Source organism: Sphingobium salicis subsp. salicis (genome assembly GCF_049472635.1).
In the GTDB taxonomy this organism is placed as follows: domain Bacteria; phylum Pseudomonadota; class Alphaproteobacteria; order Sphingomonadales; family Sphingomonadaceae; genus Sphingobium; species Sphingobium yanoikuyae_A.
In genome coordinates this window covers 431,784-458,332 of record NZ_JAYRCS010000001.1, presented here as the reverse complement: position 1 = coordinate 458,332, position 26,549 = coordinate 431,784, and the positions used below count along the sequence as shown (strand labels likewise).

At 64.4% G+C, this 26,549-nt stretch carries 23 protein-coding genes and 1 pseudogene; 10 read left to right on the top strand and 14 right to left on the bottom strand.

Going from position 1 to position 26,549, the window contains the following annotated elements; translation table 11 throughout:
• Positions 1–7: 7 nt before the first annotated feature.
• Positions 8–754: a ComF family protein gene (locus VHN57_RS02275; protein ID WP_278986347.1), complete on the bottom strand. Its 747-nt coding sequence runs from the start codon at positions 752–754 to the stop codon at positions 8–10.
• 41 nt (positions 755–795) lie between these two features.
• Here VHN57_RS02275 and VHN57_RS02270 point away from each other — a divergent pair, with 41 nt between their 5' ends.
• Complete coding sequence (locus VHN57_RS02270) at positions 796–1,656, top strand: class I SAM-dependent methyltransferase (protein WP_136187902.1); 861 nt, start codon at positions 796–798, stop codon at positions 1,654–1,656.
• Positions 1,657–1,659: 3 nt separating this feature from the next.
• Here VHN57_RS02270 and VHN57_RS02265 read toward each other — a convergent pair whose 3' ends face one another.
• Both VHN57_RS02265 and VHN57_RS02260 read right to left on the bottom strand, forming a co-directional pair.
• On the bottom strand, positions 1,660–3,237 hold the full coding sequence (locus VHN57_RS02265; RefSeq protein WP_423282584.1) for an EAL domain-containing protein: 1,578 nt from the start codon (positions 3,235–3,237) through the stop codon (positions 1,660–1,662).
• A gap of 129 nt (positions 3,238–3,366) precedes the next feature.
• Positions 3,367–4,296: an AEC family transporter gene (locus VHN57_RS02260; RefSeq protein WP_423282582.1), complete on the bottom strand. Its 930-nt coding sequence runs from the start codon at positions 4,294–4,296 to the stop codon at positions 3,367–3,369.
• A gap of 97 nt (positions 4,297–4,393) precedes the next feature.
• Between VHN57_RS02260 and VHN57_RS02255 the strand changes: the two genes are divergently transcribed.
• Positions 4,394–5,269, top strand: a complete 876-nt coding sequence (locus VHN57_RS02255; RefSeq protein ID WP_278986343.1) for a LysR family transcriptional regulator — start codon at positions 4,394–4,396, stop codon at positions 5,267–5,269.
• Positions 5,270–5,454: 185 nt separating this feature from the next.
• On the opposite strand, the gene VHN57_RS02250 is transcribed toward VHN57_RS02255, so the two are convergent.
• Both VHN57_RS02250 and VHN57_RS02245 read right to left on the bottom strand, forming a co-directional pair.
• Positions 5,455–7,236, bottom strand: coding sequence for a diguanylate cyclase (locus VHN57_RS02250; RefSeq protein WP_423285962.1), 1,782 nt, complete (start codon positions 7,234–7,236; stop codon positions 5,455–5,457).
• A 166-nt stretch (positions 7,237–7,402) separates the two neighbouring features.
• The gene (locus VHN57_RS02245) at positions 7,403–8,281 is read right to left on the bottom strand and encodes a metallophosphoesterase family protein (RefSeq protein WP_278986342.1); all 879 of its coding nucleotides are present in this window, start codon (positions 8,279–8,281) and stop codon (positions 7,403–7,405) included.
• A 69-nt stretch (positions 8,282–8,350) separates the two neighbouring features.
• Here VHN57_RS02245 and VHN57_RS02240 point away from each other — a divergent pair, with 69 nt between their 5' ends.
• A complete protein-coding gene (locus tag VHN57_RS02240; protein WP_278986341.1) occupies positions 8,351–9,244 on the top strand; it encodes a diacylglycerol/lipid kinase family protein in 894 nt (297 codons plus the stop codon).
• A 247-nt stretch (positions 9,245–9,491) separates the two neighbouring features.
• Here the strand turns inward: VHN57_RS02240 and VHN57_RS02235 are convergent, their stop codons facing one another.
• Both VHN57_RS02235 and VHN57_RS02230 read right to left on the bottom strand, forming a co-directional pair.
• Entirely contained in the window at positions 9,492–10,457 is a 966-nt protein-coding gene (locus VHN57_RS02235; RefSeq protein ID WP_004211028.1) for an acylglycerol kinase family protein, read from the bottom strand.
• Positions 10,458–10,464: 7 nt separating this feature from the next.
• Positions 10,465–10,959, bottom strand: a complete 495-nt coding sequence (locus VHN57_RS02230; protein WP_010337967.1) for a DUF2141 domain-containing protein — start codon at positions 10,957–10,959, stop codon at positions 10,465–10,467.
• Positions 10,960–11,096: 137 nt separating this feature from the next.
• Between VHN57_RS02230 and lptF the strand changes: the two genes are divergently transcribed.
• Positions 11,097–12,308 (top strand): LPS export ABC transporter permease LptF, encoded by a 1,212-nt coding sequence (gene lptF / locus VHN57_RS02225; RefSeq protein WP_004211025.1) that lies wholly within the window; start codon positions 11,097–11,099, stop codon positions 12,306–12,308.
• A gap of 4 nt (positions 12,309–12,312) precedes the next feature.
• Positions 12,313–13,413 carry an LPS export ABC transporter permease LptG gene (lptG, locus tag VHN57_RS02220; protein ID WP_004211023.1) on the top strand — a complete coding sequence of 367 codons (1,101 nt, stop codon included), beginning with the start codon at positions 12,313–12,315 and terminating at the stop codon, positions 13,411–13,413.
• Between the two features lie 236 nt (positions 13,414–13,649).
• Here the strand turns inward: lptG and VHN57_RS02215 are convergent, their stop codons facing one another.
• Both VHN57_RS02215 and VHN57_RS02210 read right to left on the bottom strand, forming a co-directional pair.
• The gene (locus VHN57_RS02215; RefSeq protein WP_423282577.1) at positions 13,650–13,868 is read right to left on the bottom strand and encodes a hypothetical protein; all 219 of its coding nucleotides are present in this window, start codon (positions 13,866–13,868) and stop codon (positions 13,650–13,652) included.
• A 331-nt stretch (positions 13,869–14,199) separates the two neighbouring features.
• A complete protein-coding gene (locus VHN57_RS02210; protein ID WP_037517982.1) occupies positions 14,200–15,267 on the bottom strand; it encodes a fatty acid desaturase family protein in 1,068 nt (355 codons plus the stop codon).
• Between the two features lie 199 nt (positions 15,268–15,466).
• On the opposite strand from VHN57_RS02210, the gene VHN57_RS02205 reads away from it, so the two are divergent.
• Positions 15,467–16,624, top strand: coding sequence for a hypothetical protein (locus VHN57_RS02205; protein ID WP_004211020.1), 1,158 nt, complete (start codon positions 15,467–15,469; stop codon positions 16,622–16,624).
• Positions 16,625–16,639: 15 nt separating this feature from the next.
• On the opposite strand, the gene VHN57_RS02200 is transcribed toward VHN57_RS02205, so the two are convergent.
• The 3 genes from VHN57_RS02200 to VHN57_RS02190 all read right to left on the bottom strand — a co-directional run bounded on the left by VHN57_RS02200 (position 16,640) and on the right by VHN57_RS02190 (position 20,915).
• Entirely contained in the window at positions 16,640–17,455 is an 816-nt protein-coding gene (locus tag VHN57_RS02200; protein ID WP_278987815.1) for a sialate O-acetylesterase, read from the bottom strand.
• Positions 17,452–19,680: a TonB-dependent receptor gene (locus tag VHN57_RS02195; RefSeq protein WP_278987817.1), complete on the bottom strand. Its 2,229-nt coding sequence runs from the start codon at positions 19,678–19,680 to the stop codon at positions 17,452–17,454. Before VHN57_RS02195 ends, VHN57_RS02200 begins: the two co-directional genes overlap by 4 nt.
• Before the next feature lie 329 nt (positions 19,681–20,009).
• Positions 20,010–20,915: a LysR family transcriptional regulator gene (locus tag VHN57_RS02190; protein WP_010335886.1), complete on the bottom strand. Its 906-nt coding sequence runs from the start codon at positions 20,913–20,915 to the stop codon at positions 20,010–20,012.
• 231 nt (positions 20,916–21,146) lie between these two features.
• Here VHN57_RS02190 and VHN57_RS02185 point away from each other — a divergent pair, with 231 nt between their 5' ends.
• Positions 21,147–21,401 carry a hypothetical protein gene (locus VHN57_RS02185; protein WP_004211015.1) on the top strand — a complete coding sequence of 85 codons (255 nt, stop codon included), beginning with the start codon at positions 21,147–21,149 and terminating at the stop codon, positions 21,399–21,401.
• A 23-nt stretch (positions 21,402–21,424) separates the two neighbouring features.
• Positions 21,425–22,321: a bestrophin family protein gene (locus tag VHN57_RS02180; RefSeq protein ID WP_125985258.1), complete on the top strand. Its 897-nt coding sequence runs from the start codon at positions 21,425–21,427 to the stop codon at positions 22,319–22,321.
• Between the two features lie 538 nt (positions 22,322–22,859).
• Here VHN57_RS02180 and VHN57_RS02175 read toward each other — a convergent pair.
• Positions 22,860–23,051 carry a hypothetical protein gene (locus VHN57_RS02175; RefSeq protein ID WP_423282573.1) on the bottom strand — a complete coding sequence of 64 codons (192 nt, stop codon included), beginning with the start codon at positions 23,049–23,051 and terminating at the stop codon, positions 22,860–22,862.
• Between the two features lie 96 nt (positions 23,052–23,147).
• Positions 23,148–24,308 carry an IS30 family transposase gene (locus tag VHN57_RS02170; protein ID WP_423282571.1) on the bottom strand — a complete coding sequence of 387 codons (1,161 nt, stop codon included), beginning with the start codon at positions 24,306–24,308 and terminating at the stop codon, positions 23,148–23,150.
• A 148-nt stretch (positions 24,309–24,456) separates the two neighbouring features.
• Between VHN57_RS02170 and VHN57_RS02165 the strand changes: the two are divergent.
• Both VHN57_RS02165 and VHN57_RS02160 read left to right on the top strand, forming a co-directional pair.
• Positions 24,457–25,238: pseudogene (locus VHN57_RS02165) on the top strand (IS5 family transposase).
• 12 nt (positions 25,239–25,250) lie between these two features.
• Entirely contained in the window at positions 25,251–26,255 is a 1,005-nt protein-coding gene (locus VHN57_RS02160) for an IS30 family transposase (RefSeq protein ID WP_423282569.1), read from the top strand.
• The last annotated feature ends 294 nt before the right edge of the window (positions 26,256–26,549 follow it).

Sequence of the window (26,549 nt, the reverse complement as noted above, 5' to 3'; positions counted from 1 at the left end):
CGCTTTGTCAATCGTCGCCGGTTCTAGGTAACGCCCGCGCCCAGCACAGCAGATGCACCTCGCGCGCGCCGCCGGCCTTCAGCAACTTCGCGCAGGCCGCCGCCGTCGCCCCGCTGGTATGCACATCGTCGACCAGCAAAACCGTCCGTCCCGCCAACCCATGGTCCGGCCCCAATGCAAAGGCGCCGCGCACCGCCTTGGCCCGCTGCTTTGGGTTCATGCCCCGCAGCGGCTGCGTCCGCTTCACCCGGCGCAAGCCATGCTTGTCCACCGCCAGCCCCGTCAGCCGCCCCAGATGATCGGCGATCAGCGCCGACTGGTTGAAGCCCCGCCCCCATAGTCGCCAGCGATGCAGCGGCACCGGCACGATCAGCGCCTCCTCCATCTCCGGCCGCACATGGCGCAGCATCTGCCCCGCCACCAGCCGGGCCAGGCCGATCCGCCGCCCATATTTGAGGCGCAGCGCCACGGTCCGCGCGACATCGCCATAGGCCAGCACCGCCCGCGCGCTGTCGAAGGGCGGCGGATTGGCCAGACATGCGCCACAGGCCGCGCCCTCGCCCATCTCATGCGCGAACGGCAGGCCGCAGCGCGCGCAGCAGGGCGGCCCCAGAAACCGCATCCCGCTCCAGCAATCCAGGCAGAAACCATGATCCGCGCCGACGATCGCACCGCAGCCGGGGCAGCGCGGCGGAAGGGCATAATCCATGACCGGACGCATCACGGTCTTGAGAAGCGGGACCAGCGACATCATCTGCCTTGTCCCCGCTTCGTCCCCGATGCACAAGGCCCGCCATGACTGCCCCCGAAACCCGCCCCGACATTTTCGACCGCGCTCTGCGCGCCCGCCACCGCGACCGGATGCTCGGCGCCTTTGCCGATCACGACTTCCTCCACCGCGCGATGCTGGACGAACTGCTCGAACGGCTGGCCGATGTGCAGCGCGACCTGCCCGAAGTGTTGCTGGTCGGCTGCCCGGACGGCAGCGCGAAGGCCGCGCTCGAAGCCATGGGCAAGCGCGTCGCCTGCGCCGACCCCGGCTTCCTCGCGGCGCAGCGGGCCGGCGGCGTGCAGGCGGACGAGGATGCGCTGCCCTTTGCCGACAATAGTTTCGACCTGGTCATCGCCTGCGGCACGCTCGACAGCGTCAATGATCTGCCCGGCGCGCTGATCCTGATGCGCCGCGTGCTGCGGCCCGACGGGCTGATGCTCGCCGCCTTTGCCGGCGCCGGCAGCCTGGCCCGCCTCAAGTCCGCCCTGCTCGCGGCCGAAGGCGACCGCCCCGGCCAGCATGTCCATCCCCAGGTCGATGTCCGTTCGGCCGGCGATCTGCTCAGCCGCGCCGGTTTCGCCATGCCGGTGGCCGATGGCGAGACGCTCAATATCCGCTATGGCGACATCGTCCGGCTGATGCATGATCTGCGCGGCATGGGCGCGGGCAATGCGCTCGCCACCCGCCCGCCGGCCCTGTCGCGCGACGTGCTGATGCGCGCCGCCGCCCATTTCGCCAACGCCGCCGATCCCGACGGCCGCACCGCCGAACAGATGGCGCTCATCTATCTGTCCGGCTGGAAACCCGACGCCAGCCAGGCCGCCCCGGCCCGCCGCGGCAGCGCCACCGTCTCGCTGGCCGCCGCGCTCAAGGGCAAGGACTGATCCTCAGGCCGCGACGCTCAGGAAGCGGGATCGCTTGCCCCGGTTATAGTCGCGATAGAAAGCCATGAACTCGTCCGCCGGCAGCGCCTTGGCATAATACCAGCCCTGCGCGAACTGGACGCCGGCCTTGCGGACATAGGCATCCTGTTCGCGCGTCTCCACCCCTTCGGCGATCAGGTTCAGCTTCAGCGCCCGCCCCATCCCGATGATATGGGGCATGACCACGCTGGCCGCCGCATCCCGGCCGCTCGCATCGATGAAGCATTTGTCGATCTTGAGCGCGTCGAGCGGCAATGTTTCCAGCAGCGACAGGCTGGAATAGCCGGTGCCAAAATCGTCGATCGCCATCAGATGCCCGGCATCGCGCGCGCGGGCAATGGTCGCGCGGGCGGTGTCCGGGTTGATCAGGCTGCGCTCGGTCACCTCCAGCCAGATCTGGCCCGGCGCGATGCCGGCCTTGGCTATCTCGCGTTCCAGCACGTCCAGGAAGCGGCCGCTTTCCAGGTCGCGCGCGGAAATGTTGATCGCCACATGCACCTGCTGCTCGGCCAGCAGCATGGCGTGCAGGTCCGCCACCACCTGCTCGATCACATGGTCGGTAATGTCCAGGATCAGCCCGCTCTGTTCGGCCAGCGGGATGAACAGATCGGGCGCTATCCACCGGCCATCGGGCCGCCGCCACCGCACCAGCGCCTCGGCGCCCACGCAATAGCCGGTCGCAAGCTCGATCAGCGGCTGATAATGAACCTGGAACTCGCGCTTGCGGATGGCCAGCTTCAGTTCCTTTTCCGGCGACAGGCGCTGGCGCGACACCCACAGGATCAGCAGCATCAGGATCGCGGACGCCACCAGCCCGATCGGCAACAGCAGGCGCATCTCGCTGCCCAGCTTCGCGTCGATGGCGCTGCGGTCGGCAATGGCAAAGGCGGTCAGGTCGCCGCGCTGCACCGACGCATAGATGTCCGTATCGTCCATCCCGGTCATCGCCTGCCGGCTCAATTGTCCGACCAGCCCGTCATTGGCCCGCCCGGTAATGGCGATCAGCGTCCCCTGCCGCGTAGCGATGCCCAGGATCATGTGGCTGTCGGACAAGACATCGACCAGCCGCTGCGGCAGGATCAGCACATTATGGTCGCGATAGCCCAGCACCATCACCTCGCGGGCATGGCTGATGCGCGGCTTCACATGCAGATGAAGCGCATAACCGCCTGCCAGCGTCGCCGAAGGCGTCCCACGCCCGATGACGACATCCGCCGGCACCTTGCCCCAACCGGTGCAGGCCAGCCGATCGCCATCATAATGGCCCACTTCCTCCACCGCCCCGCTGTCGATCGCCAACTGGCGCATCCGCTCGATATGACCGACGGAACAATCGCCCTTGCCGACCTGCGCCAGCACATCCTTGGCGTCGGTCAGCACCTGTTCGGCGCGCAGCAGCGTCCAGTTGGCATATTCCTGCATATGCGCGCGCTCGGCGGCAATCGCCCGCTCGCGCGAAAAATGGACGGTCAGTGCCAGTGGAATGACGATCGCCAATATCGCCAATATCAGGGCCAGAAAGATAATGATCCGTCGCCGCAAGTCCGGCCCCCATCTTCATTCGCCATCGGAGCAGCAAAACCTGCGCCCTCAGCAGAGCAAAGACGAGTATTTATTTTGTTAACGGCCTGTCCTTGCGCGCGAAAGCGCAACGCCCTGTCACCCTGATGCTCAGCGCAGGCTCAGATAGAGGGTAATGGTCACCAGCGAGGCGATGGTGGAGACCAGCACCACCCGCGCGGTGATACCGGCCTCCCGCCCGTAAAATTCGGCGACCATGAACGGACCGGTGCCGGTCGGTAGCGCCGCCATCAGCACCGCCGTCGCCGCCAGCGCCGGCGGCAGGCGGAAGACCAGCGCCAGCGCCCCGGTCAGCAGCGGCTGCGCCAGCAATTTCATGCAGACCAGAAACCCCACCGCCCCCGCTGGCGGCGGCGCGCCCTCCCGCTTCTCGGCGATGAACAGGCCCAGCGCGACCAGCGCACAGGGCGATGCCGCACCGCCCAGCAGCGACAGGAACTTGTCGAGCGGCGCCGGCAGCGGAATGGCAAAGGCCAGGAACAGCCCACCGGCCAGCGGCGCCACCAGCAGCGAATTGGTCGCCAGCGACCGTGCGACCTTGGCCATCATGTGCCCCGGCCGCCGCTCGCTCTGCATCCCGATCTCGATCAGGATCAGCGCGATCGCGAACAGCAGGCAGACGGTAATGATCGTCGCCACCAAAGTCGGCGCCAGCGATGCCGGCCCCAATATCGTCGCCGCCAGCGGAAAACCGATGAAACCGGTATTGGCATAGCCCGCGTTCAGTCCGTCGACCGTCGCATCCGCCAGATGCCGTCCCCCGCGTCGCCGCAGCACCAGCGTCGCGGCAAAGCTCAGCTCTGCGCCGATGCCGAAGACGGCGATGAAGCCGGGCTGCCAGATGTCGCTCCACCGCGCCTTGGCCACGATGTCGAACAGCAGCGCCGGCAGCGCCAGCCACACCACGAAGCGATTGAGCTCGCCGGTCGCATGCGGCCCCAGCACGCCACTTCTGCGGGCGATCCATCCCGCCCCGATCAGCGCGAAGATGGGCAGGACGATCAGCAGCACGGACAACATCGGACGGACTTTCGGGGCAGCGGAAACAGCGCTCGCCTACGCCGCCGGATCGATGCATACCAATGCCATTGCATGGAATGATTGATACTGTTTCCGTATGATCGATATTCGCCAGCTCCGCTATTTCGTCGCCGTCGCCGAAACGCTGCATTTTGGCCGCGCGGCCGAACGGCTGCACGTCACCCAGCCGCCGCTCAGCCGCCAGGTGGCCGCACTGGAACAGGAACTGGGCGTCCGCCTGATCGAGCGCCATTCGCGCAGCGCCGTGCTGACCCCGGCCGGCGCCCGCTTCCTGGAGGATGCCCGGCAGATCATCGCCGCGCTCGACCGCGCCTGTCGCGATGCCCGCGCCTGGCAGTCCGGCGATCTTGGCGAACTGACGATCGGCTTCATGATGCATGCCGCCTATAGCAGCGTGCCCCTGCTCACCCGCCGCTTCGCCACCGCCCATCCAGACGTGACGCTGCACCTGCGCGAAACGCTGCCGATGATGCTCGCCGACGGTGTGATGGAGGGGCGCTTCGACGCTGCCATCGGCTTCGATCCCGGTGCCCGGCGCGGCCTCGCCGCCAGCCCGCTCTATCGTGAGCCGCTCGCCGCCGTCGTCCCGTCGGACCATCATCTGGCCAGCGCCAGCGCCCTCACCCCCGACCAGTTGGCCGGCGAACGCTTCATCCTCTCGCCCGCGGATGTGACCCCCACGCTGCGCCGCGCAATCCTGGGCTGGCTGGCCGCGCCACCCGCCATATTGCTCGAAACCCAGTTGCAGCAGACGATCGTCAGCCTGGTGGGCGAAGGGCTGGGCGTCGCGATCGTGCCGGAATCGCTGCGGCGGCTCGCCATGACCAGCGTGCGCTTCGTGCCGCTGGTCGACGCGCCGATGGTCGAGCAGTTGCTGATGGTCCGCCCCGACGCCCGCAATCCGGCACTCGCCCATCTGCGCGCGATCGCCGACAGCCTCCAGCCCGCATGAAACGGCCCGCTGTCCTACAGCGCGCCGAACTGCCATGATCGCGCCCGGCTCTTTCTCAACTCAGGCAGGCGGGACGACGCAAGGAAATTTCCAACCATCGGCATAAAATGTCGAAATGTGCGGGAAATATGCGAAGTTAAGCGGCGACTTTCCTATTTTCCGCCACCCCTTTCAGGCCACCTCGGTCAGGCCGACAGCGCTTCCGCACGCGCGTCCAGCACCACCCGATTCCGCCCCTCGCGCTTGGCGCGATAGAGCGCGGCATCGGCCGCCTTGATCAGCGTCGAGCCGTCGCGCTCCATGCTCTCTTCCCAAGTGGCGACGCCGAAGGACATGGTCGTCGACCCCAGCGTGCGGCCACCCTGGTTGACCATCAACTCGCTGATCGCCTGGCGGACGATCTCCACCCGATCGGCCAGCACCACGGCCGACGTGCCCGGCGCGATGATGGTGAACTCCTCGCCGCCAAAGCGGCAGACGACATCGCCGTCGCGGAAGCGGCTGCGCATTTCCGTCGCGACCGCCTGCAACACCGCGTCGCCCGCCTCATGGCCGAACTCGTCGTTGAAGCGCTTGAAATGGTCGACGTCGCACATGACCAGGCTCAGCGGGCTGCCGGTGCGCGTCGCCCGCGCAATCTCCAGCGCCAGCGTCTCTTCCATGTAGCGGCGGTTGAACAGGCTGGTCAGCGGATCGCGGATCGTCTGTTCGCGCAGGCCGCGCTGCAGGCGATGGTTGACCAGGGCCGACGCGATATTCTCGGTCAGCACGGTCAGGCGGAACCGGCTCTCGGCCCCCACCACGCCGCGCAGATACAGCACGCCGATCACCTCGCCGCCCGCCAGCAACGGCTCGCAATGATAATGGTCTGCCTCGGCCCCGACATGGGCACAGACGATGTCCGATCCCTCTTCGGTCACATAATGGCTCTGTCCGCGCCGCAGCGCCCAGCACTGGTCGGGCGCAAAGCCCGCCTGCTCGACCTCCAGCCCGCCCCAGGCCGCGATCGGCACCAGCAGGTTGCGGGAATTATTATGGGCATAGAGGGCGCCGGGAATATCGGGCAGCACGCGTGGCACGAACACCCGGATGATCGACGCCAGTTCCTCGTCGGTGCGGGCCGCCTGCATCCGGTGGGCCATGCCGCCCAGCAGTTCGATCACCTCGCCCCGTTCGCGCAGCACCTGCGCATTGGCGCTCAGTTCCTGGTTGGCGACCTTCAGCCGCCCCTCGCTGTCCACCTGGTCGGCGACCGCCGCCTCCAGCTCGCGCGCCATTTCATTATAGCCGCCGGCCAGCCGCTCGAACTCGCTCGACCGCATCTCGACATCGATGCGCGCGCTGCGGTCGCCCGCCCCCAGCTTGCCCATCACCGTCATCATCGCATCGACCGGACGGCGGATGCCGCGGATCAGCGCAACGCCCATGATGACGATGATCGCCACCGTCAGCGGCGTGCCCAGCAGCACCAGCCAGCGAATATAGTTGAGCCGCCGTTCCACCGCGCCCATGCGCTCGACCGACAGCGAACGCTCCTCGGCCAGCAGGTCGCCGACCCGCGCCTCGACCATCAGCATCAGATAACGGCCCCGTCCGGTCGCGGTCGATGCCTGCGCCCCGGCAAAGTCGCCCGCGCGGGTCATGGCCGCCGACTTCTCCAGGCTCGCGGCCCGTTCCGTCACCAGCGCACGCACCTGCTGCGCCCGTTCATTCTGCGGCGGATTGTCGGCCGTCAGCCTGACCAGCGCGGCCGCTTCATGCTTGGCGGCGGCGATTTCGGCGGCGACGGTCTCGGCAAATTCGGGATTGCGGGTCAGCACATAACCGCGCTGTCCCGACTCCGCTTCCTGCAGATGGCCCAGCGTCCGGTTCGCGGTCTTGAGCACCTGCGAGGAATGAGTCACCCAGCCCAGGCTGCCGCGCATCTGCGCCGACCCGTCGAGCAACAGCCCGGCGAGCAGCACCATAACCACGCACAATATGCCGCACAGCACCACAATCCGATGGGACAATGATCCGACCAACTGACACTCCCTGGGTCCGCAAGCCCATCGCCTTTGGTCAATCGCTTCGCCGATGCAACATGAATCATTGTTTTTTAGGGAGAATTGCGACCGATCGAAGACTCCTGCCTTAGCCTGTCCCTTGTAGCACAGCCAGACTGCCAATCGTCGGCGGATCGATCACGTCCCGTCCCGTCCATGCCTCGCCTTCCCGCACATAGTCGACATGGCTGGCCCGGCGAAACGCGTTGCCGTCCCAGACGATCACCTGCAGCTCGATCGCATTGTTGCGCCGGACATGCAGCCAGTTGAAGCTTTGCGGCTCGGCATTGCGCAGCCGGGTCGATGTCGCCGTCCCCGCCTGGATGACCAGGGCCCCGCCGCTATGCGCCACCATTTTCTGCGCGGCCTCCGCATAGGTGCGGTGGAAATGCCCGGCGAGCGCGACATGCACCCCCGCCTCGCACGCCGCCTGCACCGCATCCTCATGCCGCCCCACCGCCTCGCTCAATTCTCCGCCCCGGCCGATCGGCATGGCGAACAGCGGATGATGGGTCACCAGGATGCGGGTCTTGGCCTGCGCGACCTGCGCGAAACTCTCGCGCAGCCGGTCCATCTGGTCATGGTTGATCCGCCCGTCCTTGATCGTCAGCGACCGGGCGGTGTTGAGGCCCAGTATCGCGACCTCGTCATCCTCGTAAAAGGGACAGAGGTCGCGGCTGATATAGCGTTTGTAGCGCGCCAGCGGCCGGGCGAAGCGTCGCACCACGTCGAACAGCGGCACGTCATGATTGCCGGGGATCACCAGGATCTTCAGCCCCGCCGCGCGCAGGCGACCCAGCCAAGCTGCCGCCGCCCGGAACTGCTCCACCCGCGCCCGCTGGGTCAGGTCGCCGCTGATGACGACCAGATCGGGCCGGCGCTCCTCCAGCCAGGCGGTGGCGGCGTCGACGATGCGCGGATCATGCGCGCCGAAATGAATGTCGGACAGATGGGCGATACGGGCCATGCCTCCCCAACGAATCCATCGCTATTCGTTTCCGATGGACCCGAAATCGCCGCACGGTGTTATTGCGGCATGGAAACGAAAACGCTCCCCCGGCAGGCGATCCTCGTCGTCAACGCCCATAGCCGACGCGGCCAGGACAATTTCAATCAGGCAAGGGAAAAGCTCGAAGCCGCCGGCGTCGAGCTGATCGCCGCCCATGCGGTCGACGATCCCGAACAGATGGCCGCCACCGTCCGCCAGGCGGTGGAGAGCGGCGCGCCGATGGTCATCGTCGGTGGCGGTGATGGCTCCATGTCGGGCACGGTCGACGAATTGGTCGGCAAGGATTGTGTCTTCGGCGTGCTGCCGCTCGGCACCGCCAACAGCTTCGCCCGCACATTGGGCCTGCCGCTTGACCTTGACGGCGCGGTCCGCGCCATCGCCACCGGCCAGCGCCGCCGCGTGGATCTGGGCATGATCGATCGCGACTATTTCGTGAATGCCGCGTCCCTGGGCCTGTCGCCGATGATCGGCCAGACCGTGCCGCACAAGCTCAAACGCTATCTCGGCCGCATCGGCTATCTGCTCTGGGCGGTCAAATGCTCGGTCGGCTTCCGCGCCTTCCGCCTGACCATCGACGACGGGGTCAAGGAACGGCGCCTGTGGTCGACCGAAGTGCGCATCCTCAACGGCCCCTATCATGGCGGGGTCGAGCTATCGGATCATGCCGCCGTCGATACCGGCGAAATCGTGATCCAGGCGGTCGTCGGCCGCTCCAAGCCGCGCCTCGCCTGGGACTGGTATGCCAAATTTGTGAAGCTGCGCGACCGCAATGCCCATACGGAGGAATTTCACGGCCGCCAGTTCAAGCTCGCCTGCCACCCGCCGCAAAAGATATCGATCGACGGCGAAGTCCTGGCCAAAACACCCGTCACGGCAAAGATCGCCCCCGGCGCGGTCGAAGTGGCGGTGCCAAGCGACTAGGGGCGAGGGCCAGTCCAGATTGTCGTGAAGCGACCAGAAGCGGACGTTCCTCCCTGGAACGGGGAGGTGGCAGCGCGAAGCGCTGACGGAGGGGCAGGTGCCTCTTAGCGCTGCGCTATCCGGCCTGTGCCCCTCCACCACTCGCTACGCGAGCGGTCCCCCTCCCTGTGCCGGGGAGGAATGTCTTGTGCCCACCCATCTCAACCATTCAGCGGGCGCCGAAACAGCCCCCGCCGCCCAGCCGACCTCAGGCGGCCAGGCGCAGGAAGGGCACCGGCTCGGTCGAGCGCAGCAGGATCGGCTTACCTTCCGACGCGCGGAAGATTTCGCCGTCCAGGATGACGCTGCTCTGCGCACCCTCGATGCGGATCGTGTCGCCCTGCTCCAGATGGATGCCCTGCATCTGCTGCTTGCCCATCCGGCGGAAGACGCTGGCCCACACCAGGCGCAACAGCGCCGAGACGCTCTGGTCGACCGCCATCAGCTTCATGTTGCCGCGACGGCTGTCACCCGGATCGACGCCCAGCAGCAGCCGCTCCAGCGTGGTCACGATCAAGACCGAAAAGCGCCCCGCCAGCTGCCCCTCGCGCATCAGCGAGATGCTGACCGGGTGGCTGGATTGTGGCAGAAATCGGGCACGAATGCCGAAAACCAGCGACGCCAGCACGGCGAGCGCGGTCAGGAAATGGCTGAATCCGTTGGACAGGCCCAGCGGATAGATCTTGTCCCGGCAATAGAGGATATAGTCGGCCAGGCCCGCACCGCCCAGGAACATGCCCAGCACCGGACGGGTCGTCTGCCCGTCGGTCAGCGCGATCAGTTCGCGCTGCACGACATGGTCGCCCAGCCCCGACTTGGCGATCTCGACGATCCGCTCCAGCGCCTTGATCGGGTCGCCATGGATGCCCAGGTCCAGCGCAATCAGGTTGGTCTTGCCATTGGGCAGCACCGCGATCGGCGGCACCCGACCGCAGAAATGCTCGCCCTGATACAGTTCGGTCAGCGCCGCCTGCACCGTCCCGTCCCCGCCATTGATGACGATGACGGCCGGATCGACCCGCGCAATCGTCTGCAGCGCGCGGCCGATCTGGTCGACATGCTCGACCTCATAATGGAAGATGTCCGGGTTGTTGGCACAATAGCTGCGCACGCGCGGCAGGGTCTGCCGGTTGCCCGTGGACTTGGGATTGGACAGGAGCGCGACGCGAACCATGACGACCTTACATATATTTGAGGTTGATGGTGATCCGGGTCACGCCCGGCCCAGCATAGAAGGCGGCCTTGTCGACCGACGGCTTGCCCAGATTGAAGATGTTGATCGACGGATTGTTCGAAAAACCGCCGCCATCCCGCGAAATGTCCGTCTTGCCATTGCCGTCCCGGTCGTGCCGCACGGCGATGCCATATTTGCCCGGCTCCGGGATCGGCATGCAGAATCGCATGCCGCCTTCGGACGGGCGGACCACGGTGTCTATCCGGTTCAGCCATTCGCCCTTGGTCAGCCAGCTCGCCTTGGTGGCGTGATAGGACTGCATGCGCACGCGGCCGGTCGCCTCGGCAAAGCCGCGCACATCGACCAGCACCGCCGGCCCCTTGGCCGACGCGGCGCAACGGGACAGATCGTTCGTGATTTCCTGACCATGGGCCAAGGCAGGCGTTGCGGCCAACAGAACCGCCACCGGCATCAGACCCATTGCAACTTTCAACATGACCATCAGACTCCTGGAAGCTATAGCCGCCCGATGTGATCGGACGGCGAGCCCCTGTTCGCCCCGCGACTCTTTTATTAGCTGACTCGCATATGGGCGGGGTTTGCGGCCAAAACATGGTGATGGGACGACGACATAGAGAAATGCTGACTGCCATCGACCGATATCTCGCCCGCCTGATCGCGCTGCCATTGCTTGGCACCCTGGTGATCGCCGCGATGCTGCTGGTGCTCGACAAGATGTTGAGCCTGTTCGATTTTGTCGCGGCCGAAGGCGGCCCCGTCAGCGTCGTGTGGCGCATGCTCGCCAACATGCTGCCCGAATATCTCTCGCTCGGCATTCCGATCGGGCTGATGCTCGGCATCCTGCTCGCCTTCCGCAAGCTTGCCACCTCGTCCGAACTCGACGTGATGCGCGCCGTCGGCCTCTCCTATGGCCGGCTGCTGCGCGTCCCCTACATGTTCGCCTTCGCCCTCGCCCTGCTCAACCTCGGCATCGTCGGCTGGGTCCAGCCCTTGTCCCGCCATGCCTATGAGGCGCTGCGCTTCGAACTGCGCTCGGGCGCTCTGGGCGCGTCGATCAAGGTCGGCGAGTTCACCAGCCTGGGCAAGCGCATGACCCTGCGGATCGAACGCAGCCTGGACGAAGGACGCAACCTGCGCGGCATCTTCGTCCGCGCCGTCGGCAAGGATGGCCAGTCGGTCGCGGTCACGGCGGCCCAGGGCGCCTTCCTCGCCACCGACGATCCCGACACCATCATCTTCCGCCTGCGCGACGGCGTGCTGGTGAACGACGCGCCCAAGTACAAGACGCCGCGCATCCTCTCCTTCTCCAGCCATGATCTGCCGATCGACCTGCCGCAGATCGAGAATTTCCGCGGCCGCGACGTCGACCGGGAAAAGACCCTGCCCGAACTCTTCTCGATGGGGCGTGATCCCGCCACGCCGACCAAGCTGCGCAACGAGGTCCGCTCCAACTTCCACTTCCGCATGGTCGAAGTGGTGATGATGATGCTGCTGCCGATGGCCGCGCTCGCCTTCGCGATCCCGCCCAAGCGCTCGACCTCGGCGCTCGGCGTGTTCCTTTCGATCGTCTTCATCGTCACCTATCACAAGATCAACCAATATGGCGAAAGCATCGGCTCGCTGGGCAAGATCGATCCGATCATCGCGCTATGGGGGCCGTTCCTGCTGGCGTCCGGACTGATCTTCTGGATGTATCATGTCATCGCCCACCGCCCCGGCGGACAGCCGATCGCGGCGCTGGAATATGCCTTCGCCAAGCTCGGCAAGCAGATCGGCCGCCTGCTGCGCTTCGTGACGCGGCGCGGCGAGCCGGCGCAAGGAGCAGCCTGACCCCATGCAGTTCGATTTCTTCCCCTCGCGCCAGGTCAGCTGGTACATGGTGCGGCTGTTCCTGACCCGCACGCTCGCCGTGCTGGCGATGCTGGTGGTCGTGCTCCAGATGCTCGACCTGCTCGGCAATTCGGGCGACATCCTCGCCTATCCGGGCAATGGCGATGCTCAGCTCTGGCATTATGTCGGCCTGCGCGCCCCCCAGATCGTCGCCCGCTTCCTGCCCTTCTCGGTGCTGCTCGGCACCCTCATCATGCTGGCGACGCTCAACCAGAATAGCGAGATCATCGCGATGAAGGCGGCGGGCCTCTCCGCCCAGCAGATCCTCGCCCCGCTGATCGCCGCCGCGCTCGGCGTCTCGGTCCTCAGCTACGCCTTCAACGAACGGATCGTCGCCCGCTCGACCGCGATGCTCAGCGCCTGGCAGGCGGTCGACTTCGGCCCGGTGCCTGCGGACAGCGGCATCAAGACCAATCCCTGGGTGCGTGACGGCAATAATCTCGTCACCGCGGCGATCGTCGCGGGCCATGGCCAGGACGTGCAGTTGCGCAAGGTCGAGATCTTCAACCGCATCAACAACAGCCTCACCACCATCATCACCGCGCCCAAGGGCCATTATGACGCCGCCAGCAAAAGCTGGGTGCTGGAAGGCGCGCGCCAGTTCGACGTCGCCCGCGGCACGCTCCAGAATGTCGGCACCGTGCGCTTCGGCAGCGACATCCGTCCCGACCAGTTCACCCTGGCCAAGGTCGATCCCGACGCCCTGACCTTCAGCGAGTTGCAGGCGGCGATCGGCGACCTGCACGATGCCGGGCGGCCGACCGCCGAACTGGAAGGCAGCCTGTGGCACAAGCTGTCCGGGCCGCTCTCGGCCGTGCTGATGCCGATCCTGGGCTCCGTCGCCGCCTTCGGCCTCGCCCGCTCGGGCCAGCTCTTCCTACGCGCGGTGATGGGCATGGCACTGGGCTTCGCCTATTTCGTCGCCGACAATTTCTCGCTCGCCATGGGCAATCTGGGCGCCTACCCCCCGATCCTCGCCGCCTGGGCGCCCTTCCTCCTCTTCCTGCTGCTCGGCGAGACGGTGCTGTTCAGAACCGAGGAATAGGCGTGGTCAAGGGCTGGCAAATCCCGTCATGCCAGCGAAGGCTGGCATCTCAGGCAGGCGCACGCCACGTCAACGAATAGCGAGACGCCCGCCCTCTGCCGCCGCCTGAGTCCCCAGCCTTCGCTGGGGCGAAGAAGTTGGGGTGGCTAAGTTTTTCAGTCCTTCATACCCCTTTCTCCGCGCTCTTCGCGGAGAGAAAGAAGGAAGGACGGATTTGGGTGGTTTGGAGACTGTAGTTAGAGCGGTCGAACGACAACCATTTCGCTCTTCTGCCAATCGGAGGCGAGCCGGTCGAAACGCTCAAGATCGACTGATCGCTCGATAACAACAAAATGTTCGCGATCGTTGGTTCCCACTGAGATAGCACCCAATTCGGCAGCCACCCGAAGCATTTCATCGACCGTCCCGCTTGCTACCGATGCGGGGAAGAAGATGATGTATGCTCTTGGGCTCATACCGGTTGATTATCAGCAGACCCAAGGTCTGCAAGGGGTGGTTTCCCGCCATTCCCCTCCCGCTGGCGGGAGGGGCAGCGAGACTTATGCGCGAAGCGCATTAGTCGCAGCGGGGTGGGCTTTCGCGACGTCCCCGGTGCGCAGCTTTCCTGCTCGGACATTCCCTGATCTGGAAGCCAGGTCCGATCACCGCTTCGCCGGTTGGATCACGACCACCTGATCGCCGCAAAAGCGTCGCCCCACGGTCGCCACGCACCCCGCCCCCCCCATCCGCCAACAAAAAAAGGCCGGCGTTTCCACCGGCCTTCTTTCCTGTCCCGATTCACCGCGATCAGCGCGCGTGCATCGTGCTCCGGGCGATCTTGGCGACCAGCGGGAACATGCCGGTGTAATTGCCCTGGCGATAGGGCGAGTCGATGTCGAGCGTCGCCATCAGCTGCCGATGGGCAGCCGCCAGATTATGATAGGGCACGCTCGGCAGCAGGTGATGCAACGCATGATAGCGCAGGCCGACCGGCGCCCACAGTTCGGGCAGCGTGCCGGGCGGCGGCACATTGACCGAATCCAGATATTGCGCCGTCACGGTCATCGCCTCGCCCTCATTCTCCCACAGATGCGCGACCAGGGTGCGCAGCTGGTTGATGACGGTCATCGCCGAATGGATCGCCATATAGACCAGCAAGGGCTTCCAGCCGAAGGCGAAGACACTGCCGACCAGCGCCAGCGCGAACAGGCAGGCACCCGCTTCCTGCCAATGCCACATGCGGGCAAACTCACCCTCGGGCGCACGGCGGCGATAGGCGGGATTGATCGACAGCGCCGAAAACTCCGCCACCACCTTGCGCCGCAGCGGCGGGATGAGGAGGCTGAGCGGCGTCAGCACGCCAAAGCGCAGGATCAGGCCGACCGGCGCCAGCGCGGCGACGACGATGAACAGGGGCAGCGACCAGGGCTTCATCAGCGCCAGCGGCAGATATTCCGGGTCTTCCGCCGTGCCATAGCGGGTGCGGGCATGATGCTGGGTATGCACGCCTTCATACAGGAAGGACGGGATCATCAGCGGAATGCCGACCAGCAGGTTCCAGCCGAAGCGGAAGCCGGGCAGCGCGCCCTTGCGGATATGGGTCAGCTCATGGATGAAGCTGGCCGCGCGATAGAGCGCCATCATCGACAACAGGGCGCAGCCGATCGCGATCGCCACATTCTGGGCCAGAATCGCACCGGCCAGCGCGCCATAGCCGATCAGCGCCGACGCCAGCATGTCCGGCCAGTAGATGGCCGGGTTCGCGGTCGACAGGGTGCGCGTCAGATCCGCGGCAGCGCGCAGCATCTTCGTATCGTCGGGTATAGCCGACCGCGTGCGCGACGCGGCGGCCAATATGGGATCATGCACAGTCATGCTGCCTTCCCTACACTCCAAATGCGCTGCAATCGTGGCAGCAACGTGACATATTCACCCCGGTTGGGGGTGTGGGCCGGTACAGATGCGCAAGACGCGCATTTCCAGACCGACTCTTAGCGCCCCGACCCCGGCCCGAGATTGACATTCCGCAAACAAGCGCCGAACTGCTCGACACATTTTTTCAAGGGCCTGCGCCGTGGCATCAACCGATCTCCTCATCACCCCCGTTTCCTCCAAGGCCGATCTCAAGGCCTTTGTCGACCTGCCCTGGCGGCTCTACGCCAATGATCCCAATTGGGTGCCGCCGCTCAAGTCCGAAGTCTACGGCCTGCTGACGCCGGGCAAGAATCCCTTCTTCGATCATGCCGAGGCTCAATATTTCCTCGCTCGGCGCGGAAACAAGGTGGTCGGCCGCATTTCCGCGCATTTCGACAAGCTGGCGCTGGCCCAGCCGGTCGAACAGGGCATGGGGCCGGGCACCGGCAATTTCGGCCTGTTCGAGGCGGAAGATGCCGAAACCGGCGCTGCCCTGATCGCCGCGGCCGAAGGCTGGCTCAAGGCCAAGGGCATGACCCGCGTACTCGGCCCGATCTCGCTGTCGATCTGGGAAGAACCCGGCCTGCTGATCCAAGGCCATGACCATCCGCCGACGGTGATGATGGGCCATAACAGCGCCGCCTATCAGCCGATGGTCGAAGGCGCCGGCTATCAGCCGGTCAAGCAGCTCAAGACCTATGAACTGGACATCACCAAGAATTTCCCGCCGCTGATCGAGCGCATCGTCGCCTCCGGCGAAAAGAGTGCGCGCATCACCATCCGCAAGGTCGACAAGTCGAAATTCGATCAGGAAGCCGCGATCATCCTGGGCATCCTCAACGACGCCTGGGGCAAGAATTGGGGCTTCGTGCCGATCACCGACGCCGAAGTCGCCTTCACCGGCAAGAAATTGAAGCCGCTGGTGTTCGAGGATCTGATCATGATCGCGGAGCTGGAAGGCGAACCGGTCGCCTTCATGATGACCCTGCCCGACCTTAACGAGGCATTGAAGCCGCTCAACGGTTCGCTCTTCCCGTTCGGCTGGATCAAGCTGCTGCGCTGGCTGCGCAAGCCGCAGGTGCGCACGATGCGCGTGCCGCTGATGGGCGTGGTCCAGCGGCTGCAATCCACCCGCATGGCCAGCCAGCTCGCCTTCATGATGATCGAATATATCCGCCGCAACGCCCTGGCCCATTACAGCGCGACGCGGGGCGAGATCGGCTGGGTGCTGGACGATAATCAGGGCATGAACGCGATCGCCGACGCCATCGAATCCAGGGTCAACAAGATCTATCAGGTCTACGAAAAGACACTGTAAGGCGGCGGGCGCGCCTCAGCGCCCGCATCCATCCGCCTGCAAGGCCATCATCGCCCGCGCCATTGCCATGCCCAGCCGGCGCTGGGCATCGGTCACCAGATGCAGTTCGTCCGCCTGCCGCGCAAGGCCGCCGGTCGGCACCATATAGGCGCAGCGCAGGGCGATGTCGCGCTGCGCCGCCTGCACCATCGCCCACCCCGGATAGCGCGCGACATGCTCCGACGCCGCCGGCCGATCGGCGATCTGCGCAAAGATGAACGGCAGGTCTGCGCGTCCCAGATCCCGCCGGAAATGCCCGACCAGATCGGCCAGCGCAGCGCCATAGCCCGTTGCCGCCGTCCCATTCTCCGTGTCGCTCTCGCCCTGATACCAGAGGATGCCGGCCAGCCGTCCGCGGACCGATCGTACCCGCGCCAGACAGGAGCCATAGAGCGTCGTCCGATCCCCGCCGGGTCGCCAGCGCGCGATCGCGCTGCCGCCCTTGGCGCAGGGGATCAGGATGATCGGCCGCCGCTGCCGCGCGATCAGCGCGCGGGCAAAGAACAGGCCCGGTCCGACCGCCGCCAGCCGGTCTGCCGACACCATGTCCTGCTGTCCCTGCGCACTGTCGATCGGTTCCACCGCCGGCCGGATGATGCCGTCATTGCCCAGCATCATCACGCCCGGCACCGGCGCCCGTTCCGGCTCGGTAAGGTCCGCCAAGGCGCCCCGCCCCGACATGTTGGACTGGCCGGCCAGCACGTAGATGTCGGGCAAGGGCGCCGCGCCGCCCGCCGAGCCAGCCGCGCCGATCAGCGCGGTCAGGCCCAGTCCGGCACCCCGCCAGCTCAATAGCTGTAGCTCAGGCGGATGCCGCCATAACGATGGAAATCACGCGGCACATAGCCCTGGATCGCCGTCGTCCCGTAGCGGTTCGACACATCGTTGATCAGGTAGCGATAATGCTGGTCGAACAGATTGTTGATGAAGCCCATCACCTGCCAGGACTTGTCGGCGCTGCGCAGGCCCAGCGCGATGTTCACCATCGCATATTCCGGCTGGATGGTGCGCGGATTCTGGTCCAGCGGCACGACCTTGCTCTGCCAGGTGACGGCGCCCTGCGCGACCAGTTCCAGCGGCCCCTGCCCCAGCGGCTGGGCATAATCGATATTGCCCGCCAGCTTCCACTTGGGCGAGATCAGCATCGCCTTGCCGCTCAGATCCTGGCGCGGCGGCGTGCCAACGCATCCCTGCGCCGCGGTCTGGTTCACATAACAGGCCGCGCCGGCAAATTCCTTGAACTTGGCGTCCAGATAGGTCAGCGACCCATTGATCGTCAGCCCGGCCACCGGACGGATACTGGTTTCCATTTCCAGCCCCCGGATGCGCACCTTGCCGACATTGGTCAGGCGGAAATTCTGCGTCCCGTCGGCCAGATTTTCCACCGCTTGGGTCTGGAAATCGCGGAAGTTGGAATTGAAGACGGTGACGTTCAGCGTGACCTTGCGATCCAGCAACTGCGACCGGAAGCCCAGTTCCAGGCTATCGGACTTTTCCGGGTTCACCGGGCCGGCATCGGCGCGCGCCTGGTTGAAGCCCGACGAGATGTCATAGGCCTGCCCCTTATGCCCGGTCGCATAGGTGAGATAGAGGTTCATGTCGCGCGCGACATCCTGCTTGATGCCCAGCTTGTAGGTGCCGAAACTGTCGCTGCTGCGTCCCGCATAGACCCGGCTGGCCGCCAGATCGGTGAACACATAATCGATCTTTTCCCGGCTGTAGCGGCCACCGGCGATCAGTGTCGTGCCGGGCAGCGGATCATATTCCAGCTGGCCAAAGCCCGCGATCAGGTCGCTGCCATTGGTCGCGTCCCAATTGGCGTTGGAAAAAAGCGGCCCGCGATAGAAGTCGCGGCCAATGTCGACATTGCTGTAATAGGCGCCCAGCGTATAGCGGAACCGGTCCTTGCCGGGCGAAATCAGCCGCAGTTCCTGGCTGAACTGCTCGCTGTCGAAATGGCCATATTGGAAATTCTGGAAGCTGGTGATCGCGGAATCGTCGCTGTCGAACCAGTCATGCGACTTGTAGCGGTCATGCGCGGTGATCGACATGATCGTCGGGCCACCCGTATCATAGCTCAGCCGCAGCGACTGGGCGAAGTCATTATAGGTGTTGCCGGTCGGGAAATCGATCGACACGTCCGTATTGTCCTTGTCGACCGTGATGCCCGGCGCGAACACATCCTGGGTGAAGGCGGGATTGCCACGCAGGATCGCATTGTCGCCCAGTTCGATGAAGGGCCGCGTCGCTGTCGTCCGCCCATCGGCATAATCGATCGCCAGATCGGCCTGCAACTCGGCCGTTGGGTTCCAGCGCAGCTTGTTGCGGGTGGAGAAATAGCGGCGCCCGTTCAGCGTCTTGCCATCGGCCAGGTTGCGCGAATTGCCCTTGAAATCATCATAGTTGACGCTGGTGCGGAAACCCAGCGTGTCGGTCAGCGGCCCGGAAAGAACCGCACCGATCTGCTGCTCGTCATCGGTGGTGATCATCCCGCGCACCGACGCGGTCAGCGTCTTGGTCGGCGCCTTGGACACGATATTGATGAGGCCCGCCGAGGCCGACTTGCCATACAGCGTCGTCTGCGGCCCGCGCAGCACCTCGATCCGCTCGATATCGGAAAGATCGGTGAAGGCGCGCGACTGGAAGGCCAGCGCCACATCGTCCAGGATGACCGCGACGCTCGGCTCCACGCCGGGGCTGAAGGCCAGTGTGCCGACACCGCGGATCGCGACATTGGCGCTCGCCGGATTTTCCGCCGGCCGGATGCTCAGCGACGGCGACACGCGGCTCAGATCGTTGAAATCCTGCACCGCATTGGCCTGCAACTGGGCCTCGCCCAGCACCTGCACCGACAAGGGCACATCCTGCACATTCTGCTCGCGCTTCTGCGCCGTCACGATGATGTCGCCGGCCGCCATATCCTGCGCCTGCGCATGGGCCACGCCCGCCAGCGTCCCCGATGCGACGCCAACCAGCAGGCTCGCCATCACGACGGCCATTTTCGACTGACCCTTCATCAACCTCTCCCGATCCTGTGTTCCAAAGCTGCCACCAGGAGCCATCGGCCGATGCGCCGGTTTGCCCGACTGCACCGACATCAAAGCCCACATTGCGGGACTCGACTCCACATTTCCAAAAGTCTGTAACCGACAGATCAGGCCAGCGCAATATATTGGTCAAACCAATATTGGTGCGCACAGTACTTGTCAGACAAATTGGCCTGACAGGTCGATGGACAAGGCGGATGGATGCGCTCCTGCGGAAGCGGGCCGCCGTGAATCAGCATCGGCGCGATCGACGGTCCGCAGACAGTCGATCGCGCCGATCGCGCATTTTCAAAATGGGGTCAGGCGGCGGCCGGGGTCGCCTCGGCCGGCTTCAGATGGCGCGCCAGGAAGTCGAGGCAACTGCGCACCTTGGCGCTGTCCCCCTGCGCCGGCAGATAGAGGGCGACGATCGGCGATTCCGGTAGCGCGACAGCGGGCAGCACCGTCTGCAACCGCCCCTCTTCCAGATCGTCCGACACCGCCCATAGCGACTTGATGACGATACCGGCGCCGTTGAGCGCCCATAGCCGTGCCAGTTCGCCATCATTGGTGCTCAGCACCCGGCTCGCCCGGTTGTCCCGCCCCATATCCATGTCGATCGCGCGCCACATATCCTGCCCGCCGCCAATGACGATGCGGTCATGGCTGGCCAGATCCTCGATCGTGCGCGGCACGCCGCGTCGGCTGAGATATTCGGGCGAGGCGCAGAGCATGCGCGGATTGTCGGCCAGCCGCTTCATGATCAGGCCGCTGTCGGGCGGCGGATCGAAACAGATGGCGATGTCATGGCCGGTCTCAACGATATTGGCTGCCTGCCCCGCCGCCTCCAGATGCACCGCCACCTCCGGGTGCAGCGTCGCATAATGCTGGAACAGCGGCGCCAGCCGGCTGCGGCCCGAATGCAGCGTCGTCACCACGCGCAATGCTCCGACAGGTTCGGTGGCGTTGCGCATCACGACATTTTCCGCCTGGTCGATGTCGGACAGCGCCTGCCCCGCCTTCTCGTAGAAGATCTGGCCTTCCTGCGTCAGCGTCATGTGCCGGCTGTTGCGGCGCACCAGCATCACCCCCAGCCGCGATTCCAGTTGCGACAGGCGGCGACTGGTCGCGGCAAGCGACAGGTCCAGTCGTTTTGCCGCTTCGGACAGGCTGCCCGATTCGGCAATTTTCACGAAGGACAGGATTTCAGCATAGCGATCGGCCATGCGCAAAAAGCTATGCGCGTTACGCTGCATTGCAATAGGCGCAAGGTTGCAGCTCCGTGTGAAAACATTGCCACGTCTCCCAAACGGCACGGAAATGCGACGGAATTTTGCTGACGTTACCGCTACCGCAAGGCTGGCTTGCATGGCGTGGACCACGTTGACCGTCGCTTGTGCGTCGCATCATTTTTCGAACAAAGGCCGCCCGTCGGCTCCATTTCGGAAAGGACTGCCATGATCCGCACGCTCGCCGCAACGCGCGCCGCGCCCACGCCCAAGACCAATCAGCGTCTTGCCTGGAACGATATCGAGGCGCTGCCCATCTATGCCGCCATGGCGCTCTGCTTCGCCTGCGCCTGGCTGGCGATCAGCGACAGCACCCCCACCATCTATGCGACGATCCTCAAGGCGGTTGGCATCATCGGCGGCATGGCGCTGCGCCATGCCTGGCTGAAACTGGATGAAGCCGACGGCACGGACATCGCCTGATCCTGTAGAGAACCGCTTCCCCTATGATCGTCGGACGTGCCCCACGTATCCGCCAGAGTTTCCAGACCGCGTGGCGCGCGCTGATCGCGCTGTTCTTCTGGGATCTGGCGGTCACCATCTTCTACTTCATCTCGCCCTTCAAGGCGCCGGCCCTGCCGCTCACCATCTTCGGCACCGCCCTCGCCCTGGTACTCGGCTTCCGCGTCAACTCCGCCTATCAGCGCTGGTGGGAAGGCCGCATCCTGTGGGGTGCGATGGTCAATGTCTCGCGCAGTTGGGCACGCGCGGTGATGAACTTCATCCCCGACCGGGCCGAAACGGCGGACCTGCGTCAGACCCTGGTCGAACGCCATATCGCCTATGTCCAAGCGCTGCGCTGCCAGCTCCGCCGGATCGATCCGGCGCCCGATGTGCGCCGCCTGCTCGCCGGCCCGGAGATTCCGGAGGAGATTCCGGAACTGGGCCGCCGTAACCCCGCCAACGGCCTGCTCGACGGATCGGGTCGCCGGGTCGAACAGGCGCGCGCGGATGGCTGGATCGACAGCATCCAGCAGACCCAGATCGAACGGCTGCTGGTCGACATGTCGAACGCGCAGGGCGGCATGGAGCGGATCAAGAACACGCCGCTGCCCGCCCAATATCGCAGCTTCCCCAAATTCTTTACCCGGCTCTTCTGCATCCTGCTGCCGATCGGCCTGGTCGAGACATTGGGCATCGCCACCCCGGTGGGATCGGCGGCCGCGGGCTTCATGTATCTTGCCGTGCTGCAGATCGGCGACGACCTGGTCGATCCGTTCGGCAATGACGTCCACGACCTGCCGCTCGACAGCATCACCACCACGATCGAGGCGGACATGTGCGACACGCTTGGCCGCGAAGGGCCTCCGCCGGTCCAGCCGGTCGACGGCGTGCTCTGGTAAAGCCAAAGATCGCCCGCCAAACCGGCCGTCATCCCGCATTAGATGCGGGATCCATTCAGCGCGCCCTCGTAGCACAGAACGGATCCCGGATCCTTCGACGAGTCCAGGCGAGCCTTTCGCCAGGATAACGCCGATAGGGATCAACGGATTTCGACCAAGAGCAGCCCTACCCATCATCGTCCCCCCTGCCTTAAGCCAGGATCCCGCTTCTTTATCTATTTCATAGAAAAGTGGGATGCCGGGTCAAGCCCGGCATGACGGATGTGGGTAGGGCGGCCAACGACCATTTACTGCCGTTCGAAACAGCAAAGCTCCTTCACGGTTGCGGACAGACCGCTGTCATCGCTTAGCGCCGTGTAGTCACAACGAAATATGAGATTGCCAATGCTGCACCAATAACCGCGATACTACCGATGCCTTGAAGGCTGGATGTGAAAGCGATTTTCGCACCCATCCGCGCATCCAGAGCAAGTCAATTGGTCACAAACGCAAAACCACCAACAGCTAAAATACCGACAGCATATCGCCAACATTTTGATCATCCGGCCGGTGTAAACAGCAGCACCAAACCGAAATTGACTGCTATGCAAACAGCTATCCAGCCAATTATTTCCGCACAACCGCGCCATCCGGTTTGCCCCAAGCCGTCAGTTAAGGCAGCAAGTCCAATGAAGGTGGCAGGCACAATAGATAGACAACCAAGCCCCATTCCAACGGACGTCTTTTCCATTCAGCTCTCCGATATTTCTATCAGTCCATAGCTTGAATGATGTCATTTTACGATGGTCCAATGCCAAAATCTTACCATCCGAAATCCACGGTGGGTTCAACGGGTGGCGGCAACACATGCTTGGAAACGCTCTGCGGGCGTTTGATATTCGAGCGTTTTCCTTGGCCGTTCGTTGAGTTGCCGTGCAACGGCACTCAGCTTGGCCTGGCTGTATAGCGACAGATCGGTTCCTCTGGGGAAATATTGCCGTAGCAGGCGGTTGGTGTTTTCGTTGGAGCCGCGCTGCCAAGGCGATTGCGGGTCGCAGAAATAGACTTCGACATCGGTAGCCAGTGAGAGGCGCGGATGATCGGCCAGTTCCTTGCCGCGATCCCAGGTGAGCGACTTGTAGAGTTCGCGCGGCAGGCGCTGCGTCTGCCTGATCAGCGCCGACACGACGCTTCTCGTATCCTTGTTGGCGACCTTGACCAGCATCACATAGCGCGAATGCCGTTCGACCAGCGTGGCGATGTAGCTGTTCTTCGTGCCTCCGATCAGATCGCCTTCCCAGTGGCCGGGAATGGCGCGATCCTCGACCGAGGCGGGCCGCTCGCTGATCGACACGGCATCCTTGATCTGTCCGAGGCCATTGCGCTTGAGGCTGGCGTGCCGCGACCGGCGGATGGTCCGTCGGGCGCGCAGATGCTCCAGCAGTTCTTTCTTCAGAACCTCGCGTGCCTGTATGTACAGGCTTCTGTAGATGGTCTCGTGCGACACCTGCCTATGGGGCTCCTTGGGAAAGCTGCGCCTGAGCCACCCCGCAATCTGTTCCGGTGACCATTGGCGGCGCAGCTTGGCCGATACTGCCTGTGCCAGTGACGGCGAGCAAGCCAGCTTGCAGGGCTTGGGCCGCAAGGCACGGTCCCATGCCGCCTGATCGGACGCCGTCGCCCGATACCGTGCGACACCGCCATTACGCCTGACTTCGCAACTGATCGTCGAGGGCGAGCGGCCCAGTCGCCGTGCTATCGCACGCAAGGGTTCACTGACGCTCAGGCCCCGCGATATCTCCTCCCGCTCGGCAAGGCTCAGCGCACGACTGCCACGCTTGCGATCGGCGGGCCGGATGCCGCCGGTCGGCGAAATCACCGAAAATACCGACGATGACTCTCTATCAAACCTTCGCCCGATCGAACTCATCGATTCCCCGCGCTGCCAGCGATCCCATATCTCCGCTCGCTGGCTGGCCGTGTAATAGATCCGACGACGCTGCTTCATCGAGACACTCCATCTTCCTCAAAAGATTAAAGTGTTGCCGCAACCCGTTGAACCCACCACCCAACTCCGTCACCCTAGGTTTCGTTGACAAAAGGGATTTCCAAGCCGGTGAAGTTCTGATTCAAGCCTTCCTTTTGGAAGGGCAAGCATGGATCGCGGCGACCTGAGCGACGCAGAATGGGATTTGATCGGGCCGCTGCTCCCACCCGAGCGTGGCAGGCATGCTCGCCCGGCCGGAGATAACCGGCGCTATCTCAATGGAATGTTGCACGTCCTGCGGGTTGGCTGCCCCTGGCGCGACATGCATGAGCGCTATGGAAAGTGGAACTCGGTCTACGTCCGGTTCCGGCGCTGGGCCGGGCAAGGCGTCTGGGATGCCATGCTGCAAACTCTGGTCGATCTCGGCCTGACCGACGATTGGCAGCACATGATCGACAGCACCACGGTTCGCGGTCATGTCTCGGCCGTGGGCGGAAAAGGGGGGCTTGTGCGCAGGCTTTTGGTCGATCACGCGGTGGCTTTACGTGCAAGGTCCACGCCCGCTGCGACAATCAAGGCCTCCCTCTCGGCTTCTACCTGACGGGCGGGGAGGCTTCCGATTACGGCGGTGTCGATAGCCTCATGGCCATGCCGGTGCCAAAGCCTGCGGCCTTGCTCGCCGACAAGGGCTACGACGGCGACCGTTTCCGCGAGAACCTGCTCCTGCACAACATCCTGCCCGTCATCCCGCCGCGTTCCAACCGCAAGGCACCAGAGCACCCCGACTATCGCCGCTATCGCGATCGCAACCGCGTCGAGCGCATGTTCGGCTTCCTCAAACACCAACGCCGCATCGCAACCCGCTTCGAGAAAACCGCGCTATCCTACCTCAGCTTCCTCAACCTCGCCGCAGCAAGACTATGGTTGAAGCATTCTGTCAACGCGGCCTAGGATGTTGCCGCGATGGGAGAAGATTATGGCCAGCCCAGCCTTGAAGAGCGGATCGAGATTTACCGGCTGCATGCAGCCGGTAAATCTCGAAGAAGTATAGCGACGGGTCTGGGGCGTTCAGCGTCCACGATCAGTCGCGAACTGCGGCGCAACAGCGTCAGGACGAAGGCCTGGCCTGGCGGCTACGAGCCAGTGCGCGCCCATCATCTCGCCGAGCGTCGACGACGATGGGATTGCCGCTTCAAGCTGGAACGCCAACCAGACCTGCGCGACCGGGTGAGAGACGGCCTTGCGATGGGATGGTCTCCCGAACAGATCGCCGGCCGGTTGACGCTGGAAAATGGTCGCACCCTCATCAGTCCAGAGTCAATCTATCGCTTCATCTATCACCGCTCTGCACAGAAGGATTACTGGCATTGCCTGTTGCCGCGGGCCAAGCACAAGCGCGGCCGTCCTGGCCGTTTCGGTGGCAGCATGGTCGATATCATCAAGCATCGGCGCCCTTTGAGCGAGCGCCCTGCAGAGGTTCAGGACCGGCAAAGGCCAGGGCATTGGGAAGCCGACTTCATGCTCTTTGCCCAATATGGCCAGTCCATCCTGGTCGCCCATGAGCGCAGTTCGCGGTTCACGATCATCCAGCGGCCCCGTGATCGAAAGGCCCAGACTACAGCGCAGCATCTTGCCTGCATGCTCATGGCCATGCCCCAAGCCATGCGTCGCACCATCACCTTCGACAATGGCCCAGAGTTCGCCCAGCATCACCAACTGGCTGACCGGATCGGCATCCAGACCTATTTTTGCGACGTCAGGTCACCCTGGCAAAAAGGTGGCATCGAAAATGCCATCGGGCGACTGTGCAGCTTCCTGCCGCGCAAAACCAACCTCGACGCCATCGATCAGGCAAGCATTCTCGCTGCCGCCCACCAATATAACCATACGCCCAGGAAATGCCTCGACTTCAAAACGCCCGCCGAGGCATTCTCTCAATGTCAGTCACATGTTGCACTTCAAACGTGAGTCCACATGCCAGCCTTCGCTGGCATGACCGGATAAGGACCAGTCCCCTAACCACCCCAAATCCGCCCTCCTTCTTTCCACTCCGCGTTCTTCGCGGCTCCATGCGCAAAATGAATCAGGCGGAGCCGCGCAGAACGCGGAGAAAGGGGTGACGGATTGCAGAGCAGGCTGTCGCCGCCCTTCCCGTCCATCATCCGACCTGTCCTACACGCCGCTTGTCTGATCTACCGCCCGGATGGATCATCATCCCCCTGCCTTTCCACCCCAGTCATGGCCCACTGCGCACGGGCCATC

Bases quoted from the DNA above. Each gene is read 5' to 3' on its own strand.
- VHN57_RS02275 (WP_278986347.1), bottom strand. From the start codon at position 754: ATGATGTCGCTGGTCCCGCTTCTCAAGACCGTGATGCGTCCGGTCATG.
- VHN57_RS02270 (WP_136187902.1), top strand. From the start codon at position 796: ATGACTGCCCCCGAAACCCGCCCCGACATTTTCGACCGCGCTCTGCGC.
- VHN57_RS02260 (WP_423282582.1), bottom strand. From the start codon at position 4,296: ATGTTGTCCGTGCTGCTGATCGTCCTGCCCATCTTCGCGCTGATCGGG.
- VHN57_RS02255 (WP_278986343.1), top strand. From the start codon at position 4,394: ATGATCGATATTCGCCAGCTCCGCTATTTCGTCGCCGTCGCCGAAACG.
- VHN57_RS02250 (WP_423285962.1), bottom strand. From the start codon at position 7,236: ATGGTGCTGCTCGCCGGGCTGTTGCTCGACGGGTCGGCGCAGATGCGC.
- VHN57_RS02245 (WP_278986342.1), bottom strand. From the start codon at position 8,281: ATGGCCCGTATCGCCCATCTGTCCGACATTCATTTCGGCGCGCATGAT.
- VHN57_RS02240 (WP_278986341.1), top strand. From the start codon at position 8,351: ATGGAAACGAAAACGCTCCCCCGGCAGGCGATCCTCGTCGTCAACGCC.
- VHN57_RS02235 (WP_004211028.1), bottom strand. From the start codon at position 10,457: ATGGTTCGCGTCGCGCTCCTGTCCAATCCCAAGTCCACGGGCAACCGG.
- VHN57_RS02230 (WP_010337967.1), bottom strand. From the start codon at position 10,959: ATGGTCATGTTGAAAGTTGCAATGGGTCTGATGCCGGTGGCGGTTCTG.
- lptF (WP_004211025.1), top strand. From the start codon at position 11,097: ATGCTGACTGCCATCGACCGATATCTCGCCCGCCTGATCGCGCTGCCA.
- lptG (WP_004211023.1), top strand. From the start codon at position 12,313: ATGCAGTTCGATTTCTTCCCCTCGCGCCAGGTCAGCTGGTACATGGTG.
- VHN57_RS02215 (WP_423282577.1), bottom strand. From the start codon at position 13,868: ATGAGCCCAAGAGCATACATCATCTTCTTCCCCGCATCGGTAGCAAGC.
- VHN57_RS02210 (WP_037517982.1), bottom strand. From the start codon at position 15,267: ATGACTGTGCATGATCCCATATTGGCCGCCGCGTCGCGCACGCGGTCG.
- VHN57_RS02195 (WP_278987817.1), bottom strand. From the start codon at position 19,680: ATGAAGGGTCAGTCGAAAATGGCCGTCGTGATGGCGAGCCTGCTGGTT.
- VHN57_RS02190 (WP_010335886.1), bottom strand. From the start codon at position 20,915: ATGGCCGATCGCTATGCTGAAATCCTGTCCTTCGTGAAAATTGCCGAA.
- VHN57_RS02185 (WP_004211015.1), top strand. From the start codon at position 21,147: ATGATCCGCACGCTCGCCGCAACGCGCGCCGCGCCCACGCCCAAGACC.
- VHN57_RS02180 (WP_125985258.1), top strand. From the start codon at position 21,425: ATGATCGTCGGACGTGCCCCACGTATCCGCCAGAGTTTCCAGACCGCG.
- VHN57_RS02175 (WP_423282573.1), bottom strand. From the start codon at position 23,051: ATGGAAAAGACGTCCGTTGGAATGGGGCTTGGTTGTCTATCTATTGTG.
- VHN57_RS02170 (WP_423282571.1), bottom strand. From the start codon at position 24,308: ATGAAGCAGCGTCGTCGGATCTATTACACGGCCAGCCAGCGAGCGGAG.
- VHN57_RS02160 (WP_423282569.1), top strand. From the start codon at position 25,251: ATGGGAGAAGATTATGGCCAGCCCAGCCTTGAAGAGCGGATCGAGATT.